This window comes from Paenibacillus sp. NMA1017 (genome assembly GCF_058895805.1).
On record NZ_JBZXYR010000003.1, the window covers coordinates 588254 to 607406 of the forward strand.

Sequence of the window (19153 nt, forward strand, 5' to 3'; positions counted from 1 at the left end):
CTTTAACGTATGTCGCTTCATGTTGCATAAGTATATTCTTGAACAACGAAGAACCAAGTCCGAAAGGGCTTGGTTTTTTTGTTGTTCGCAGAGTCTTTTTTTCATTCTTTCAGTTCTCTTAAAACGGTTCTATCAAAGTGGACGACTTCATATGATTGAAAATATCTGCTGGAGTATATCTATACTTTCAGCCGGACACTTAGCCCTTTGATGGAGGTTTCAGCCTATGAAAGATTCACAGGTTCGCATCCGTATACCCATTCATCATCCTAAGGAACATCGCCAGGCTTCACTTGCGGAGGAAGGCTCTGGCTCTATAGCTACCTCGTTACAGAAAAATAAGCTTATGCAACAGCAGCCGGACACAAGAGGTACATTGCCGACTGGCGTCAAGCCCAATCGGCGTACAACAGCCGTGCCTATCGCTGGAGCAGCGGCCCATGACACACGCGCTCCAAGCTCACGGCAGGTGCCGCTACCGCACCTACGTCCTTCTGCCGGGCGTGCCCCACGCTGGGGCAGCCGCCGCCCATGGCTGCCATTCGCCGCCATGGCAGGGGTGCTGGCCCTTGCCATGGCGGTGCCCGCGCTAATGGCGTGGCCTCGGCAGACGGCGCAGCCGGTACCGCCAAGCAGTCGCATGGCAGCACCGGCTGCGCCTAGCGTGACGGCAAAGGGTGAGGCGCCCGTCACGCGCTTACCGGGCGTCCCGCCGATGCCAGCGGTGCCCGCTGCTCCAACGCGCAGCGTACCGGTAGCGGCAGAGCCGGACGTGCGTGTGTACGTCACGTCTACCGGTCGCACGGAGACGTTACCGCTGGAGCAATACATTGTCGGCGTAGTAGCCGCCGAAATGCCGCCCAGCTTCGAGGGCGAGGCACTGAAAGCGCAGGCTATTGCCGCGCGCACCTTCATTGCCCGGCGTTTGCTGGCTGACGACACTAGCGGTGCCCCGGCGGGAGCAGATGTGACGGATACTGTTAAACATCAGGCTTATATCTCCAAAGCTAAACTTACTAGAGAGTGGGGGCATTCTGGTAAATCCGCAGACCTGGCTAAAATTCGGCGAGCCGTACGCGATACCAAGGATACGATTATGGTATATGAAGGCAAGCCCATTACGGCATCTTTTTTCTCTACGAGTAATGGCTATACCGAAAATTCAGAGGATGTATGGGCGAAGCCAGTGCCCTATTTACGAAGCGTGTCTAGTCCATGGGACAAGCAGTTGGCCCCGCGTTATACAGAAACCGTCACATTGAGTCGTCAGAGTGTGTTCGATAGATTGGGGTTGAGTCGTACTGCAATTGCCGCCTCTACTGGAGGAGGAAGTATGCCAGAGATTCGTATACTCTCCAAGACAGAAGGACACCGCATCAAAAAAATTGAGGTTGGTGGCTCAATTTTTACAGGGCCGGAAATCCGTAACAAACTGGGGTTGCGTTCGGCTGAGTTTACGTGGAAGGCAGAAGGGGACCGAATTGCTATAACAACCTATGGTTATGGTCATGGTGTTGGTATGAGTCAGTGGGGAGCCAATGGAATGGCCAAGGAAGGTCATACTGCTACTCAAATTCTTCTTCACTATTATACTGGTATTTCTTTTGCGCAAGCCTCTCGTATTCTAAGTTAGTAAATATTTCGAAACTTTGAAGTATAAAAGAGTTGCACCCGGTAACACTGGTTACTGAGGTGATGAGCAAATGAATGAACAAAATAAAAACCAGAACCAAAACCATGAAGAAACACCCAAAACCTTTCAGGGTGGAAGAGCTTCACGGCCGTCTTCGTGGAAAAAGCTGTTGTCCAAAAGGTGGGCATACCCGGCAGCCTACATTGCCGCAGCAGCCATTATACTAACCTTAGTGTGGGTCTATCAGGATGCCAGCCAGAAGTCTTTCAAACCTGACCCAGCTAGTCCATCGGTGCAAAGCACAAGTGCAGTGAATACCGATGTTAACGGTCAACAGCCAGAAAGTGTGGAAGTCGTTGCTCAGTCGGAAAATATCGCATGGCCAGTGGCAGATGCCGATGCAGTACAGGTCGTAAAGCCGTTCTTTGATGAGAATGCGACCGCTGATGAGCAGGCGGCAGCTATGGTAGAGTACGATAAAACATTTACCGCTAACACTGGGATTGATCTTTCCCGGACTGACGATCAGGCGTTTGAAGTAAGAGCCGCCCTGAGTGGCAAAGTATCTCGTGTGGAACAACATCCGCTGGTAGGTAATGTCGTAGAAATTACGCATGATAATAATCTCAAAACGGTGTACCAAAGCTTGAGTGATCTGAAAGTAAAAGAAGGCGATCAAGTGAAACAAAACGATGTGATTGCTTCAGCGGGTCGTAACGAGCTTGAAAAGGATTTGAAAACACATCTGCATTTTGAAGTGTATCAGGATGACAAGCCGGTGAATCCAGCAGGTCTGCTTCCTAAGAAATAAATTTGGTCATGGCTTTGCATGCAGAGCGGGGAATCCATATTCCCTGCTTTTTTCTTGTGTAGTTTTTGTGCATAAGGTAAACATAAGCTGCTTTTGCCAAATAAATAGGCCTTCCGAAGCATGTCTTCCCGCCAAACCGCGAATATATAGGCACGCTCCTCATATAATGTACCAAACTATCCACAGTAGGGAGGCGGGAGCGTGCACGATTACATCAAGGAACGGACCATCAAAATCGGTCGCTGTATCGTGGAAACAAGGAATACGGTCCGTACGATTGCCAAGGAATTTGGTGTCTCCAAGAGCACGGTGCATAAAGATCTGACCGAACGGCTGCCTGAAATTAACCCGGATCTTGCCGATCAGGTGAAGCACATTCTCGAATACCATAAATCCATCCGCCATCTGCGGGGGGGAGAAGCGACGAAAATTAAGTACAAAAAAACGAGTGGCAAACGAAGGGAGATTCTCGTTTCCGGCAAGTCCTAAAAATATATAGTGAATTGGCTGGCAAAGCCATTGAATCAACCCCCTGAAGTATGATATGTTAAAAGATGGTACAAGACGAAAAATGACATGTAACCGTAGGTTTATACATATATTTGCCGCTTCTTGTCGAATCTTAGCTTTTAAAATATCACTTTGGGGGCCTTTTTAATATGTTCAGTAATGATATCGGTATTGACCTCGGTACGGCCAACGTGCTTATCCACGTCAAAGGGAAGGGGGTTGTTCTTGACGAACCTTCCGTTGTCGCGATAGAAAGCGATACAAAAAGAGTTCTGGCTGTCGGAGAGGAAGCGCGCCGTATGGTGGGACGTACTCCTGGTAATATCATAGCCATCCGTCCATTACGTGATGGTGTCATCGCTGATTTTGAAGTAACAGAAGCGATGTTAAAATATTTTATCAATCGGGTAGGGGGAAAAAGCTGGTACAGCCACCCTCGTATTCTAATTTGTGCGCCGACGAACATTACCTCAGTGGAGCAAAAAGCGATTCGTGAAGCGGCGGAGCGTAGCGGGGCCAAGGAAGTATTTTTGGAGGAAGAGCCAAAAGCGGCTGCCATCGGGGCAGGAATGGATATTTTTGAGCCTAGCGGTAACATGGTAGTGGATATTGGTGGCGGAACGACTGACGTTGCAGTCCTCTCTATGGGGGATGTCGTAACAGCATCTTCCATTAAAATGGCAGGGGACAAATTTGATACAGCCATCATGAAATATGTAAAAACGAAGTACAAGCTTCTGATCGGGGAACGTACGGCTGAAGATATCAAGATTGCTATCGGAACTGTGCATCCGAGTGGACGTCGTGCAGAGATGGACATCCGTGGACGGGATATGGTATCCGGATTGCCCAAAACGTTAAGTATTTCTGCGGATGAAGTGCAGGATGCACTTAGAGATCCTGTGTCAGCGATTGTTGCTGCGGCCAAGTTTGTATTGGAGCAAACCCCACCGGAACTGTCAGCTGATATTATTGACCGTGGTGTTATTTTGACTGGTGGCGGTGCCTTGCTTAGCGGATTGGACGAGCTGCTTGCTGAGGAACTGCGTGTTCCGGTACTGGTTGCCGAAGATCCGATGCATTGTGTTGTTAAAGGTACAGGAATTATGCTGGATAATTTGGATCATGTGGTTAAGAAAAAGTTCTAATCTGCCGATAGTGACTATAAGAGACTCGTGTGCGGTCAGACAGGTTGCCTAGCATTTTGGCTTTCGTGCCTCCGCGCGAGCATATTATTTTAGCAGAGTATAGGATGGGGTGCACGATACATGTTGAGAGGTTTATATACTGCGGCCGCCGGATTGATGACACAACAACGACGCCATGACACCGTGACGCAAAATATTGCTAATATGAATACGACGGGATACAAACAGGAGAACAGTGTTCAGCGTTCTTTCCCTGAAATGCTTATTTCCATGACGGGTGGTAACCCTGATAACCCGGACCGTACGGTCGGCAAGCTCAATACTGGCGTTTTTGCTGAGGAAAGCCTCTCCCCTTACATTCAGGGAGCATTAAAGGACAGTGGACAAGCGACGGATTTTGCGATACAGTCCAATATTAATGTGAATGACCCAGCTACTGGTCAACCTATGGCTTTTGATCAGGCAGGGAAATTCATCAATGCTAACGGTGAAGTCACCTACCGTCCAGAAGCGTTTTTTACGGTGCAGGACAGTAATGGTAACGTTCGTTACACACGTGATGGACATTTTCAAGTAAATGGAGCGGGAGCATTGCTTTCATCGACTGGCTCAGCGGTGCTGGATACGAATGGAAAACCAATTCAATTGACTGGGGCTGTCTCAGCACTTAAAGTAAATGAGCGGGGCGAATTGGTAGATAGCCAGTCCAACCAGACATTGGGGACGACGCTCGGTATTAGTGTCATTGATCGTCCATACCAGCTCGTTCGTGAAGGCAATGGGAATTTTCGACTGAATGATACTGACGGTGCCACAGCTAGAATGATGACTGCTAACGATACTGTATCCGTTCGCCAGGGTTACCTGGAGGTATCTAATGTAGATGCTTCACAGTCGATGGTGGATATGATGGCTGCGTTAAGAGCGTATGAAGCGAATCAGAAGGTAATTCAATTTTATGATAAAAGCTTGGACAAGGCCGTTAATGAAGTAGGCCGTGTATAACAGGGGGTAAGTGATGAACAACTCCATGATTGGCGCAATGGTATCTATGGCCAGTGTGCAGCAGCGTTTGGATTTGATTGCCGATAATATTGCCAATGTCAATACGGTTGGTTATAAGAGTAAACAGGGTTCCTTTGAAGATGTATTGGCCAATGTGCAGCAACAGCCTTCAACGTATCTCCAAAATGGACGGGCCATGCCGCTCGGTTATAATTTGGGCTACGGAGTTAAAACGGCCGCAATCATGAAAAATATGGAGCAAGGTCCGCTCAAGGAGACGGGACTTCCTACCGATCTGGCGATCCAGGGTAATGCCATGTTTGAAGTTCAGGGAAATGGGCAAAAAGCTTGGACCCGTGACGGTAGCTTTCATTTTATTCCTGATCCGAATGATAGTGCGACGATGATGTTGACCACTGCTGAAGGTTATTCCGTGCTGGATAACAATGATGTTCCTATTACAGCTCCAGCGGGTTCCAAGGTGGCTATTAACTCGGATGGCGAGTTGCTGATTCGTGCTAATGGAATTGGGGATCCGACAGTTGGTCAGAGAATCAAGCTAATGGATGTACAGCGTCCAGAAGGACTGGAACAGCGGGATGATAACCTGTTCGTGTTGTTGAATGGTGTGACAGAGGCAAATGTATTCGGAGCTGCAGGTGTGGCAGGTGCTGTTCCAGCGGATGTATCTGTGCGTTCCGGTTATCTTGAGGAATCTAATGTGGATTTAGCGGGCGAAATGACGGATATGATGCAAGTTCAGCGGATGTATCAACTGGCGGCACGGGCACTAACTTCTAGCGATACGATGATGAACCTGGCCAACAATTTGAGGGCATAAGGATTTGGTGATGAAAGAAGAACAATCTGATTCCCGTCCGGTGCCTGAAAAGACGAAGTCCCGCTGGCGTACTGCTCGTTATTTCATAGTTCCGTTGCTGCTCCTGTTATCGCTGTTAGGCGGCTTAATTGCAGGATATGTAATTGTAGGTAAGCAAGGGTTGTCGGGTGTATTCGAATGGAAAACCTGGCAGCATGTCATTGATCTTATTTTTGCGCCTTAAGTTTACTTTAAAAGAGTGGGGGGGCGGGAAAAGACCGCTCCGCGAATGATTTGATCTTACGATCGCTGTTGCAACGGGATTTTCCTATTATTAAGTTTTTAGATGTAAAAATCCCGTTGCAAAGGCGAACGCTCACGCTTCTCCAGATTCAAATCCTTCGCTCCGCTGCTACCGCCATTAGTGCCACTCTTATTAAAATAAACCACCCGCCATTGTGTGGGGAGTATATAAAAACAAAACCCTGTGCCAGTGGCGCAGGGTTTTGTTATGCTTTTAAGGGAGGGGCCTTCAGCGTAGCACGCATGGATTGTGGCCAATGTAGGCCATCGCAGAGGCCTTCGGTTTTGTTTCGTCTTTCACGACAAGCGAGCATTATTGAAGCGAGGCTTCTCTTTGAGCTAAAAGTAACTTGGCGGAGGGATTAATTTGAATCTGGAGAAGCGATAGCATTCGCCTTTGCCCCTAAATTTTAACCTTACAGGTTTTATAAAATGAAAAATTAAGGGGCAACAGCGATCGGAAGATCAAATAAATCACGCAGCCCTTCCCCTACCTTTAGCTCAAATGAATTCCCGCTTCACACCATAATAGGAGCACTCAATATGGTACTTCCGCGTAATTTTCTTTTTGCATCTGATAACTGTATAATGATGGGGAAGTTTATAACACTGCGGGGTAAAACCAAGCACGGGCAAAAGGGCTTCTTCGCGCCTCAGGTTGCATAACCGGCGGAAAAAGCCCCTTATCTCAACCTCCACTTCTGCAGTAGGTGAAGGATATTTAACATTGTTGCCGCCAAGAGCTGTTTTTATGCAGCGCAGGCGGGGTAATATTATGCTTGCAGTAACTCATGACTGATACAGAGTCAAACCTGCAAGCGGGAGGAGTTATTAAGGTAAATGGACAAATTGCAATTGGATGTTAATCAAATTCAGGAGATTATCCCACATCGAGCGCCATTTTTATTGGTGGATCGTATTATTGAGCTGGAGGAAGGGAAAAGAGCAGTAGGCATTAAAAATGTAACGATGAATGAGCCTCATTTCATTGGACATTTTCCGGGGTATCCCGTTATGCCTGGTGTGTTGATTACCGAAGCACTGGCTCAAGTTGGGGCAGTCGCATTACTGCACCTAGAGAGCAATCGTGGCAAAATCGGGTTCTTGGCAGGATTGGATGGTTTCCGTTTCCGTGGACAGGTGGTTCCTGGGGATACGCTGACGCTTGAAGTGGAAATCACTCGTTCCAAAGGCGCATTTGGCAAAGGGAAAGCTACGGCTAAAGTAGGCGATACGGTAGTAGCTGAGGGCGAAATTATGTTTGCTTTATCTGACCCTCCCCAATAAATAAAGCTCTGCCGACATAAGCACGACGTCTGAACCGAGTGCATGTGTACATAGAAATCCTGTTTTGACAACCCAAAAATGGAGAGGGGAAATTCCGTATGACGCAGTTGAGTAAAAAAGCATTAGAAGGCATTGAGAGCTGGCTGCAAGACCCTTATATTGATGAAGAAACCAAACAGGAGTTGCGCGCATTGGAAGGCAACGAGCAGGAACTGGAGGATCGTTTTTACAAAGAGCTGGAATTTGGTACAGGCGGTCTGCGTGGAGTGATCGGAGCAGGAAGTAACCGGATGAACCGTTACGTCATTGGACGTGCGACTCAAGGGCTGGCTCGCTTTATTTTAGAACAGCATGCTGGTAAAGAAGGCGAACCTTCGGTTGTCATTGCACATGATTCGCGTCATTTTTCACCAGAATTTGCTCTGGATGCGGCTTTGGTGCTGGCGGGCAATGGTATCGTGGCTAAGTTGTTCCCTTCCTTGCGTCCAACGCCACAGCTTTCGTTTAGTGTACGTCATTTGGGAGCCAGTGGAGGGATCGTTGTAACAGCGAGTCACAATCCTCCTGAGTATAATGGATACAAGGTATACAACGATGAAGGGGGTCAGCTTGTTCCTGATCAAGCTGAACAGGTAATTGGTTATATCCGTGAGGTTCCTTCTTTTGCTGACATTCGCAGTCTGACACGTGAAGAAGCAGAGGCACAGGGATTGTTGGTTTGGCTTGGAGAAGAGGAAGATGAAGCGTTTGTAGATACGGTAGCCAGTGTGAGTGTGAACCGTGAGTTGATTGCAGCCGGACCAGGCAAAAACTTCAAAGTTGTGTTTACACCTCTCCATGGCACTGGAAATGTACCGGTTCGTCGTGTACTGGAGAAAATCGGTTTTGAACAGGTGCATATTGTGCCTGAGCAAGAGCTGCCAGATGCTGAATTTTCGACTGTCAAGTCACCAAACCCGGAAGAACGTGATGCGTTTAAGCTGGCAATTGCACTGGGTGAGAAAATTGGTGCAGATCTGTTGATCGGAACAGACCCTGATGCTGACCGCATGGGTGCAGTTGTAAAAAACCGTGATGGCGAATATGTGGTATTGTCCGGCAATCAGTCTGGCGCGATCATGGTTTACTACTTGTTGAATCAGCTGAAAGAAACAGGCAAGCTTCCGAATAACGGAGCGGTTATTAAAACCATCGTAACCAGCGAAATGGGCGCAGTCATTGCCGAACATTTTGGAGCAACCGTGTTTAACACGCTAACTGGCTTCAAGTATATTGGCGAGAAAATGAACCAGTTTGACCAAACTGGCGAGTACACCTACCTGTTTGGCTATGAAGAGAGCTATGGTTATTTGGCAGGGAATTATGCTCGTGATAAGGATGCTGTCTTGGCGGCTATGTTGATCGCTGAAGCTGCTGCTTATTACAGCACACAAGGTAAGACGCTCTATGATGTTTTACAAGAGCTGTACGAGCAGTTTGGCTACTTCCTTGAGAAGCTGGAGTCTCGTACCCTTAAGGGTAAGGACGGAGTGGCACAAATTCAGGGCAAAATGACCGATTGGCGTAGCAACGCACCTCAAGAGATTGCAGGCGTGAAGGTAGATAAGGTGCTGGACTACTCACAAGGTCTGGATGGACTTCCACAGGAAAATGTACTCAAATTTTTACTGGAGGACGGTTCGTGGTTTTGCCTGCGCCCTTCGGGAACAGAGCCGAAGATCAAAGTATACTTTGCGGTACGCGGTTCCTCACTGTCAGACGCGGAGCAAAGAATCAGCCACCTGGTCGATGCTGTTATGGCTCGCGTAGACGCTTGAGAAAAATCCCTTTATAATAGAATAGGTTAAGGTAATTGGATAAGATATAGTAATCGGTGACCTCTCACGGCAAAGGGCAGTACGCCGTGGAGGTCATTTCTGTATTGCAGAATAACCTGGAAGAGGCTTTGGGAAAATAGGCTTATTCCGGCAACGGAGGATTTTGCAAAATTCAATGAGTGACCTACCAAAAGGCAGAGTACGACAAGGTGGGTAGCATTGAATTTTGCAAAATCCCGAATATTAAGGAGGTTCTTTGGTGTATCAGAAATGGCAGTATTGGAATACGGCTTCTCGAAAATGGTTATGGATTTTGGTGGCTGTCGGCTTGCTGGCCTCCATTCCAGTCATCGCCGATCGTGTGAAGACAGAATCCTCGAGTAAAAAAGTAGAGATTGTATTCGATTATCGGGATTTGACGGAGGCAGCCTCGTATCAGGCTCACCCGCAGGACTATCTGAATGAGCAGCTTGACCGCTTACAGCAAGCGGGTGTGAACAGCATGGCGATGTATGAAAGTACGTTGGATGATTTCCGTAAAGCGGGCCGCGTTGTAACCTATACGACTCAGAACGTTGCCGATATGGAAAAACGGCTTTCACCTGCTAATGAGAATTTTACGTATATTGTTTTCGCTGACAAAGAAAATGCCGAGGCATTAAAGCCGTTAATTTTACGTACGTTTACAAGCCTGGACATCAATGTAAAACCTTGGACTTACCAGGGACAGGAAGGTCTAGTTGTGGAAACATCCCCAGAGGATGCGTATCTCAAGCCCATGCAGCCTGACCCGATTGCGATGAAGCAGCTTCGGAGCAAAGGATTTTTTATTGTTCCACGGATGAGCGACAGTCTTCCTTACAACCAGGAGTTGACGGAAGAGATGCTTGCTTCCTTTCAGCAGAATGGTGTAAAACGCATTTTATTTGAAGGTGATTCAGTCAAAGGCTTCACCGATAACGAGAAAGAGCATAGCTTAGCGGCATTTGCTAAATTGCTGAACAAATACGATATTGGCCTAGCTGCTATCGAAAACTTGAAGAAACCGCAAGCAGGCTTCAATAAGCTTGCTTACGATATCCACTATAACGTTGTGCGTTTATACTCATTGAGCGATAAAGATGCAACGCTCGATGTGGAAACGTTGGCCGATCGTTTTGCACTGGCCACCAAGGACCGTAATATTCGCATGTTGTATCTGAATACCGCGCCTAGCCGTAGTATTGCTGAAGCCAAGGTGAAGGATTCGGTAGATAACCTGATCCACAGCTTGGACAAGCCGGGTAACGCTGTACAACGGATGGAGAAAAAGGGGTTTGAACTCGGACAGGCTGAACCGTTTCAAGTAGTCGATTCGTCCATTCAGCGCTATCTGAAAATGATTGTCGTGCTGGGTGCACTGGCATTCTTCTCCATTATGGTGTCCTATTTCGTCCCGGCATTGACTTTGCTGGCATTTGCACTCGGTTTAGTAGGTTCAGCAGGACTTTATGTTCTGAACTCCAGCTTGATGGAGCAAGGCCTGGCCCTACTCGCGGCGATTAGCGGACCTACGGTTGCAATGATCATCGCCGTGCGTACGATCAGAATTAAACGTGAACAGGGCACTGAACTCTCTGTAGGTCAGCGTTTGATTCAAACGCTTATACTGTACGTACAGACAGCGATTTTGTCGCTGGCTGCAGTGCCTTTTGTTATTGCTCTGTTGAATAGTATTGCTTACAGCCTTGTGCTGAACCAATTTAGAGGTGTAAGCTTGCTTCACATTCTGCCGATCTTCTTGGCGGCGATTTATATTTTCTTTTATCGTGGCGTTTCTATACGGGAGGAAATTTCTAAGCTGCTACGTACGCCGATTACTGTATTGTGGGTTATCGCACTGGCTATTATCGCAGCCGCAGGCTATTACTATTTGACTCGTACCGGAAATGCGGGCACGGTGTCGAACACGGAGTTGGTATTCCGGAACTTCCTTGAAAATGCGTTTGGTGTACGTCCGCGCAATAAGGAATTCTTGATGGCTCACCCACTGTTTATTGCAGGGGCGTTCCTGGCTTTGAAATATCGAAAAGCGATTTATCTGCTGATTATAGCTGCTATTGGCCAAGCCTCTATGGTGGATACCTTTGCTCACATTCACTCTCCAGCGGCACTGTCGCTTAGTCGCGGGCTGTTAGGATTGGGCTTCGGTCTGGTGCTGGGAATCATCGCAATTGTCGTGTGGCAAGTGCTGGAAGGGTGTTGGAAGAAATGGTCACCACAGCTCAAACGATAATCATCTCGGGTTATTACGGGTTTCACAATAGTGGGGATGAAGCGGTGCTCAAGTCGATTCTGACTGCTTTAGAAGAGGAGAGCCGTCAGGCGGGGATTACAATCAAGCCTGTTGTTCTGTCTTCTGACCCTGCTTGGACACAGAAAATGTACGGAGTAGAAGCTGTACCGCGGATGAGTTTGGGGGAAGTTCGTAGAGCGATTAAAAATAGCGATGGGCTAATAAGTGGCGGCGGGAGTTTGCTCCAGGATGCAACAAGCCCTAAAAGTATTCCGTATTATCTGGCGATTCTGAAACTGGCCCAATGGGCTGGAAAGCCGACGTTTGTATATGCTCAGGGCATTGGTCCAGTACAACGGAAGATATTTTACCCTATGATCCGTTCTGTGTTTCAGCGCTGTGAATATGTTTCTGTAAGAGATGAGCAGTCTGCCGCACTACTGGGTGCTATGAAACTAAAGAACCCGGTTATCGAAGTTGTTCCTGATCCGGTAATGGGGCTTCCATTGCCCCCGGGCTCCGAGCTGCATAAAGCAGCAACTGAGACTGATAAGGATAAACTTCCGGTCGTTGGCGTATCTGTGCGTTACTGGGATAAGGAACGCCGCGATTTAACGGCTATCGCGGACGGCCTAAAAAGATTAGCTGCTGAGCGCAGTGTACACTTACGCTTTTTACCTTTCCATCTGCCTGATGACGAGCAGGCTTCAAGGATGGTAATGGATTTGTTGGGGGATATTAGGGGGACAGGAAGCCTTGTAAGCATGTGCGATCAAGTCACCGATCCTCAACAGATGCTTTTGGAAGTTAGCCGTTGCAGTCTGATGATCGGGATGCGACTACACAGCTTGATCTATGCAGCATCCCATCTGGTGCCCCCGTTGGGGATATCCTACGATCCCAAAATTGATCATTTCCTCAGCCGTGTCGGTAGCCAGCCTGTAGGCACTACAGAGGCAATGGATGGACAAAAGCTGGCTAATGAGTCTATGCGGTTGCTGGATCAACGAAGTCAGTGGATCGAGAGCCAGGGAGCAGCCATCGCTTTGTTAAAAAGCGAGGCTCGCTTACCGGCGCAGCATATCGTTAATTACTTGTGTCGCAAAGGATGATGGATACAGTGACAGTTGATAAGGTTACGAATGTGCCTACCGTCCCGATTTTCGGTGTTCCGGTATCAAGGCTTAATATGAAAGATACATTAAATGTATTAATTCAAGCAGTGGAGTCTCGCCGGCCCCATCAAGTGATCACTGCCAATCCGATTATGGTAATGGCTGCATTGGAAGATCCAGTGTACATGAATGTGATGAAACAGGCAGAATTGATTGTTCCGGATGGGACTGGCGTAGTCTGGGCTGCAAACTATGTAGGACATCCTGTACCTGAGCGGGTAGCGGGCTTTGACTTGTTACATGAATTACTTGCAGCTGGAGAAAACTATCATTGGAAAGTTTATTTACTCGGATCAACATCTGAGGTGATTCAAGCGACCGCACAGCGGGTACATGAGCTTTATCCCGGAATTACGGTTTGTGGCAAGCGTGATGGTTTTTTTGGGCCTAAAGAGGATGAAGCGGTAATTGCAGCCATTCGTGAGGCAAATCCTGATTTGTTGTTTGTAGCACGTGGAGCCGACACACAGGAGCCCTGGATTGGTAAATATAAGGAACAGCTCAGTGTACCGGTAATGATGGGGGTTGGCGGTAGTTTCGATGTTATATCGGGCAGAACCAAACGCGCACCTAAATTGTTTCAAAAGCTTCGGGCAGAGTGGTTATATAGGCTCCTCAAAGAACCAAGCCGTTACAAAAGAATGCTTGCGCTGCCGAAATTCGCCGTGAAAGTGATGCGTGAAAAAGAAAACGTCACAAAAGTGTGATAAATAGCTTGAATCTGCCTCTAAAACCCGCTAATTTGCCAGAATATGAAGCTTGGTATTTATTTTTGATCAGAGTATAATTCAATGCGGTTACATCTGAAAAGGGATTGCTTTAAAATTGGGGGTCGAATGATCAAATGTTATTGATCTATATTATTGGGTTCATCATGGCACTGGGACTTGCGCTGTTACTGACACCGCTCGTCAAGAAATTCGCTGTGAAGGTTGGAGCCGTCGATGTACCGAATGCCCGAAAAGTACATACCCGAATTATGCCGCGTCTTGGCGGACTGGGTATTTTCTTGGCATTTCTGTTGTCCTTATTGGCGGTGTTACCTTTTGTGCCTGACGGAATGCTGTCCTCTCGGGATATTAACTTTATCGCTGCCTTTCTGATTGGCGGTACGCTGATTACACTGATTGGTGCTCTCGATGATCGTTTTGATCTCAATGCAAAATTGAAATTTTTGGCTCAAATTGCCGTTGCGTGTATGGTCGTGTTTGCTTTTGATATTCGTGTAGATTTTGTAAATGTACCTTTTCAGGATGCATACTCATCTTTGGAGAGCTGGATTTCCATTCCGCTTACGATTTTCTGGATCGTAGGTGTAACGAACGCCATCAATTTGATTGACGGTCTGGATGGACTGGCTGCAGGTGTCTCAGGCATTGCGATTGGAACTATCTTTGTGATGTCGATATTGATGGGCAATTACATGGTAGCTATGCTTTGTCTTGTACTGCTGGGCAGTATTATCGGATTCTTATTTTTCAACTTTCATCCTGCGAAAATATTTATGGGTGATACAGGGTCATTATTTTTAGGTTTCTGTCTGGCCATGCTATCCATGCTTGGTTTCAAGCAAATTGCTATCGTATCTTTTATTACGCCATTGATTATTATCGGTGTACCTTTGTCAGATACATTCTTTGCTATCATTCGTCGCAAGTTGCAGAAAAAACCGATTTTCTCTCCGGATAAAGGTCATTTGCATCACTGCTTACGCGAACTAGGTTTCAGTCACAGACAGACGGTGTTGATTATCTACGGTATTGCTGCATTTTTCGGTGTATTGGCCGTGATTCAATCGTCTGCTGCGCTTAATGAAGCGAACTGGGTCACCTTTGTCGTGATTTGTATTATGATGTTCTTCCTACAGATTGGTGCAGAGGTTATTGGTCTTGTTGGCAAAACCAAACGCCCAGTTATAAACACACTGATTCGGTTGCTGGCTAAGCCAGATTCCCAAACGCGTTCGAAATTATAATTTTAATTTAAAAGTAAGCCTTCAAGCTTGGCGGTATACCGCGGGTTTGAAGGCTTTTTTGATGTTTGCTGTAAAAAAACTCCCTCCTTTTTTGAGAATTTACTAATTTTTTGTATGTTTACTACCGATAAAAAAAGTATTGAATGATTACGTACCCCAAGGTGCGACAGAATCAAAGGAGGACAATGATTTGAAACGATTGCTATCCATGTTGCTGACGGTTGGTCTCATCATTGGCTTGGTGCCGGCGGCCCTGGTAGGTACGGCTCATGCTGCGACAGGAACTTATTTCATTTTTCCAAATGAGAAGTATGATGCGGATTCGGCCAGATCGGTGAACACCGACCGTATTACAGTTAACGGTACGATTAACGGAGTGAACGGAAGCACGATATCATATAGTGTATTCCAGCTCTCTAAAAATGGAACGACCCTTAATGTGGTGAATAAAAATGAGAGTCAAAAAGGCGGAATTACGGTCAGTGGCTCTACACTTCAAATTACAGACATCAAACTGTTTCCTGGTTTGAACCGAATTACATTCCAAAGTAGCCAAAACTCGGCTGAGATGAAGGATTCTATTTACGTAGAGTACCAGGATGGACCCAAGGTTTATGATCTGTCTGCTACGCTGAATGGTGAAACAGAGCAATTAGTAGAGAACCAGACAGCTGTGTTAACAGACGCTCGCAATAGCGGTACGGATGATGTTAAAGTAGTCATTCAAGGTACGGCGCCTAATGCCGACAGTGTAACGCTCACGTCTGCAAAAAGCAGTAATACGTATAATGTATCCTCTTACACTGGCTATAAACTAACAGGTAGTGTTGTACTGAGTCCAGGTAAAAATATAGTGAATATTAAAGTAAATAACGGAACTCAGGCTCTTACAGTTACACGTGAAATTACGATTTATACGGGAAAACCGGAATTCTCTGATTTGACCTTGAACAAGGATGGGAATGTTTCTGCCGATCTGACCACTTCGCCTGACTTTACCGTATCGTCTACAAGTGGTGTGGTTTTAAAAGGTAATGTTTTGGTGCCGGGCGGTGCAACCGATCCAGGAGTGGCCACAATCAATGCACGTTTTACCGATGTGAGTAGCAATGGTAGCGCTGTGGGTAGTGCGACTGGAGTTGATGCCACAATTGATACTGCAAATGTGGTTACATCAAGTGGTTATAAAGTATATCCATTTCAGGTGACTGTACCTTCAGAAGCTGTTATTGATCATTTGACCAGGGCATCCCTGGGGATAACCTATACGGATAGCAGTACACCTCCGGCTCCATCGGCTGTCCAATTTACATTGCGCAGCAGCACTCAGCCGTATATTGATGATGTAAACTATCTTCCTGATTTTAATAATCAATTGTTGAGCAGAATTAAAGGGAGCGGGTCTGACCAAGCAGCTGCCATAGATGAAGCTCTGAAGTTAACTGGAAGCTCTATGAAGAACAAGACTACAGATGCTCCATCTGTTCCTGTAGGTATGGAGTTCATCGTTGTTAACGGTGCACCTTCTTCAATTAGTGAACTTTCTGGTGCGACAGTTCATACTGTAGGATCACCTCAAGATGTGATTCGGACAATCAATGGTAAGTCAACACAAGTGAAGAAAATCGTAGCTTATGTAGACACTTTGCCTAAAGAAGGACAAAACGTACTGAATTTTTACCTGAATGGTGACTCATCCAAGTTAATTAAAGCAACAGTAAATCTGCTGCAGGGTCCATTCATGAAATATGATACGATTTATGACGGGCAACAGATCCCGTTGAATACTTCCAGCTCAAACTTGAATACCTATAAACTGACTCAATTGGGCTACTTTAAAGGTAAATTGCTTGATGTGAGCAACGCAGCAGATATTCATTACACTGGAAGTAACCGAAATGTATTCCTGTATGTTAATAATGTATTGGTTGATCTGGATGGTTCAGGAGCGGACTTTAAGTTAGCTGCTTCCTCGGAAACAGCTGCAGCCAATGCGCTGGCAAACGGGAATAATGAAATCAAGTTTGTGTACAAGCCAGGTATTGAGTACAGCAATACGGTAAAAGTAAACTTTACACAGACGAATATTCCAGTAATTCCTGTTCCAAATACACAAGGAATCATCCCTTTTACACCAGTTAGCGGCTTGAGCAATACACCGAAATATAGCGAAATTGCTCCGAAATCAAAAGATGCTAATTTCACCAAAGTGGATGATACGAACTACAATACATCTCTGAAAAATATCAATGTATTTGGTACTTTCAGTATTGCCGATTTGGGTAAAGCAGATCAGGTAAATGGTTCGTTAAGTGATATTGCCAATAAAGATCAATATATTTTGGAGATTAAGGGATCGGATGACAGTGAAGTTAACTGGACGCTGAGTAACGAGTTTTTCTCAGCAGAAGATGCTAAGACAACATACAATTCCGGTTCTACTACAGATAAATTTACTAATAAAGATTTAAAAGACCTGCTTGTGTACTACCATCCGGACAAAAAGTATTTCAGCTTTGTGTTGAAAAACCAAACTATTTCGCAAGATGGAACACCAGTAGCTTATAACATTACCTTGTACAATAGCGGCAAGAGCGGACCATTTGCTACTTTCCGACTGCAAGTATCCGGCCAATCCACATCTTTTGATATTTTGCGTCCGCTCCCTGAAAAGAGAATCGTGAATCAAAACTTTGTGCAAGTTGTTGTAAACGCAGGTAATGCAGATAGTGTTATGGTAGGTAAAGAAACAGCAGTTCAAGAGGGATTCGACTCTGATTATGATGGCACCGTTGATTACCCATCAACTTACAAAGCCATCGTTACAGGTCTAAAAGCCAACAAAGATAATAAAATTGACGTAGTGGTTACAGTAGGCAAAGAAAAACTGAAACAGACCATTACTGTTAAATATGTGCCTACAAATATTCCTGGCGAACAGTACATGGAAGCGATGAAAACATCACACAAAGTGTTTGATGGTAATCTTACACTTGCTTTTGCGAAGGGAACGAGTCTGATTCGCCGGGATTACGATCAACCACAGCAATTCAAAAACCAAGTTTTCTCTGGCCATACTTTGTACTTTGCGATAGCAAATAGCGAAGATGGTGTGGTAGACCGTCATGAATTTGAAACTGAAAAAGCATTGTCCGATATGCAGAGCTTGATTGCAGATGGAAGTAGATACTTCAACCGGGATTTCCCAAGTCGTTTTACCAAGTCCAGTCCAGTATTCTGGATTGACCCAGGTACAGCAGATGATATCAAAACGGATGCTTACGATCCGGTGACATATGGTGCTGATCCTTATCAATTGGCTAACAAGTCGCAAAATGATAGCAGCAAGATCAAAAACTTCTACTGGCGTGACCCATCTAACGAGTTAGTACCTTCCAAGCGTGCTACATTGACGCTGACGTATGATAGCAGTATTGCTCAGGATGCAGGGAAACAAATGTCGGTGTTCTATTTTGATTCTGATCTTAAAGACTGGCAGAACATTGGCGGTGTGGTGGATCCGAAGAAACACACCATTAAAGTACCGTTTGATCGATTCGGTTACTATGTAGTCGCTAAAGTTGGAGAAACGTATAGTGATGTCATTAAGCACAAATACGCCAGAGATTACATCGAAGCTATCTTGGCCAAAGGTGTCATGAACCCAATGGATCCAATTAATAGCTTTGGACCTGACAGCTACATTAAGAGAGGCGAATTCACGTCTATGATTGTCAAAGGTCTGCAAATTCCGCTTAATTTCAGTGGAGCGAAGCATTTTGACGACGTGTCTATTCCAAATACGATATCAGCAGATGCGCTCTATGATTATCGTTATATCGAAACAGCTGCACGCGCCGGTATTGTCAAGGGTTCGCAACCAAGAATCTTTATGCCGGAAGATGTAATCACACGTCAAGATGCAGCAGTCATTATCGCCAAGGCATTGAATTTGAAGCTGGAAACAGATCATGACAAGATCATGAAGAATCTGTCTAAAACCTTTAAAGATGCGGACAAAATTGATTACTATGCGCAAGCATCTGTGTTGGCTATTGCCAAGAAAGGCTTTATTACGGGTTCACCTGTTGATGCAAGCGATCTGAAAAAAGGATATATGTTCAATCCTACTTCCCTGACCTTGCGTGGAGATGCAGCCATTATTGTAGCTAAAGTTATGGCTGATAAAAAGCTGCTTCCTAAAATTTAATCAACAAAACACCTGAAATTATTAAACATCCCTCCATGCGAAATGGTAATTCCCTTTCATATACATGAGAGGGATGTTTTTTATAAATCAGCTATTTGACTGGGATTAAGGGCCTATGCCATAATATCAATGAGGTAAAAACTTTGGATTAGCCTTACAACGGTTTTGGTTTTGGATTTGGCTT

14 protein-coding genes are annotated in these 19153 nt (G+C 45.8%); all 14 read left to right on the top strand.

The window, feature by feature from the left end; genetic code table 11:
- The first annotated feature begins 226 nt into the window (after nt 1–226).
- The 14 genes from spoIID (at nt 227) to AC5ELV_RS11675 (ending at nt 18969) form a co-directional block, all read left to right on the top strand.
- On the top strand, nt 227–1633 hold the full coding sequence (gene spoIID / locus AC5ELV_RS11610; RefSeq protein ID WP_493430308.1) for a stage II sporulation protein D: 1407 nt from the start codon (nt 227–229) through the stop codon (nt 1631–1633).
- A 70-nt stretch (nt 1634–1703) separates the two neighbouring features.
- Complete coding sequence (gene spoIIQ / locus AC5ELV_RS11615) at nt 1704–2444, top strand: stage II sporulation protein SpoIIQ (RefSeq protein ID WP_493430309.1); 741 nt, start codon at nt 1704–1706, stop codon at nt 2442–2444.
- Between the two features lie 201 nt (nt 2445–2645).
- Nucleotides 2646–2933, top strand: a complete 288-nt coding sequence (gene spoIIID, locus AC5ELV_RS11620) for a sporulation transcriptional regulator SpoIIID (RefSeq protein ID WP_007432737.1) — start codon at nt 2646–2648, stop codon at nt 2931–2933.
- 170 nt (nt 2934–3103) lie between these two features.
- Entirely contained in the window at nt 3104–4102 is a 999-nt protein-coding gene (locus tag AC5ELV_RS11625) for a rod shape-determining protein (RefSeq protein WP_023990703.1), read from the top strand.
- 120 nt (nt 4103–4222) lie between these two features.
- Nucleotides 4223–5107: a flagellar hook-basal body protein gene (locus AC5ELV_RS11630; protein WP_493430310.1), complete on the top strand. Its 885-nt coding sequence runs from the start codon at nt 4223–4225 to the stop codon at nt 5105–5107.
- A 13-nt stretch (nt 5108–5120) separates the two neighbouring features.
- Entirely contained in the window at nt 5121–5948 is an 828-nt protein-coding gene (locus AC5ELV_RS11635; RefSeq protein ID WP_493430311.1) for a flagellar hook-basal body protein, read from the top strand.
- Between the two features lie 10 nt (nt 5949–5958).
- A complete protein-coding gene (locus AC5ELV_RS11640) occupies nt 5959–6171 on the top strand; it encodes a DNA-directed RNA polymerase subunit beta (RefSeq protein WP_061831651.1) in 213 nt (70 codons plus the stop codon).
- Nucleotides 6172–7070: 899 nt separating this feature from the next.
- Nucleotides 7071–7517, top strand: coding sequence for a 3-hydroxyacyl-ACP dehydratase FabZ (fabZ, locus tag AC5ELV_RS11645; RefSeq protein WP_013312312.1), 447 nt, complete (start codon nt 7071–7073; stop codon nt 7515–7517).
- Between the two features lie 98 nt (nt 7518–7615).
- Nucleotides 7616–9334 (top strand): phospho-sugar mutase, encoded by a 1719-nt coding sequence (locus tag AC5ELV_RS11650; protein WP_493430312.1) that lies wholly within the window; start codon nt 7616–7618, stop codon nt 9332–9334.
- A 259-nt stretch (nt 9335–9593) separates the two neighbouring features.
- A complete protein-coding gene (locus AC5ELV_RS11655; protein WP_493430313.1) occupies nt 9594–11609 on the top strand; it encodes a DUF5693 family protein in 2016 nt (671 codons plus the stop codon).
- Nucleotides 11585–12721 carry a polysaccharide pyruvyl transferase CsaB gene (gene csaB, locus AC5ELV_RS11660; RefSeq protein WP_493430314.1) on the top strand — a complete coding sequence of 379 codons (1137 nt, stop codon included), beginning with the start codon at nt 11585–11587 and terminating at the stop codon, nt 12719–12721. The genes AC5ELV_RS11655 and csaB overlap by 25 nt, the downstream gene beginning before the upstream one ends.
- Nucleotides 12722–12729: 8 nt before the next feature.
- On the top strand, nt 12730–13491 hold the full coding sequence (locus tag AC5ELV_RS11665; protein ID WP_493430315.1) for a WecB/TagA/CpsF family glycosyltransferase: 762 nt from the start codon (nt 12730–12732) through the stop codon (nt 13489–13491).
- A gap of 137 nt (nt 13492–13628) precedes the next feature.
- Nucleotides 13629–14759: a glycosyltransferase family 4 protein gene (locus AC5ELV_RS11670; RefSeq protein ID WP_029514606.1), complete on the top strand. Its 1131-nt coding sequence runs from the start codon at nt 13629–13631 to the stop codon at nt 14757–14759.
- A 190-nt stretch (nt 14760–14949) separates the two neighbouring features.
- Nucleotides 14950–18969, top strand: a complete 4020-nt coding sequence (locus AC5ELV_RS11675; RefSeq protein WP_493430316.1) for an S-layer homology domain-containing protein — start codon at nt 14950–14952, stop codon at nt 18967–18969.
- The last annotated feature ends 184 nt before the right edge of the window (nt 18970–19153 follow it).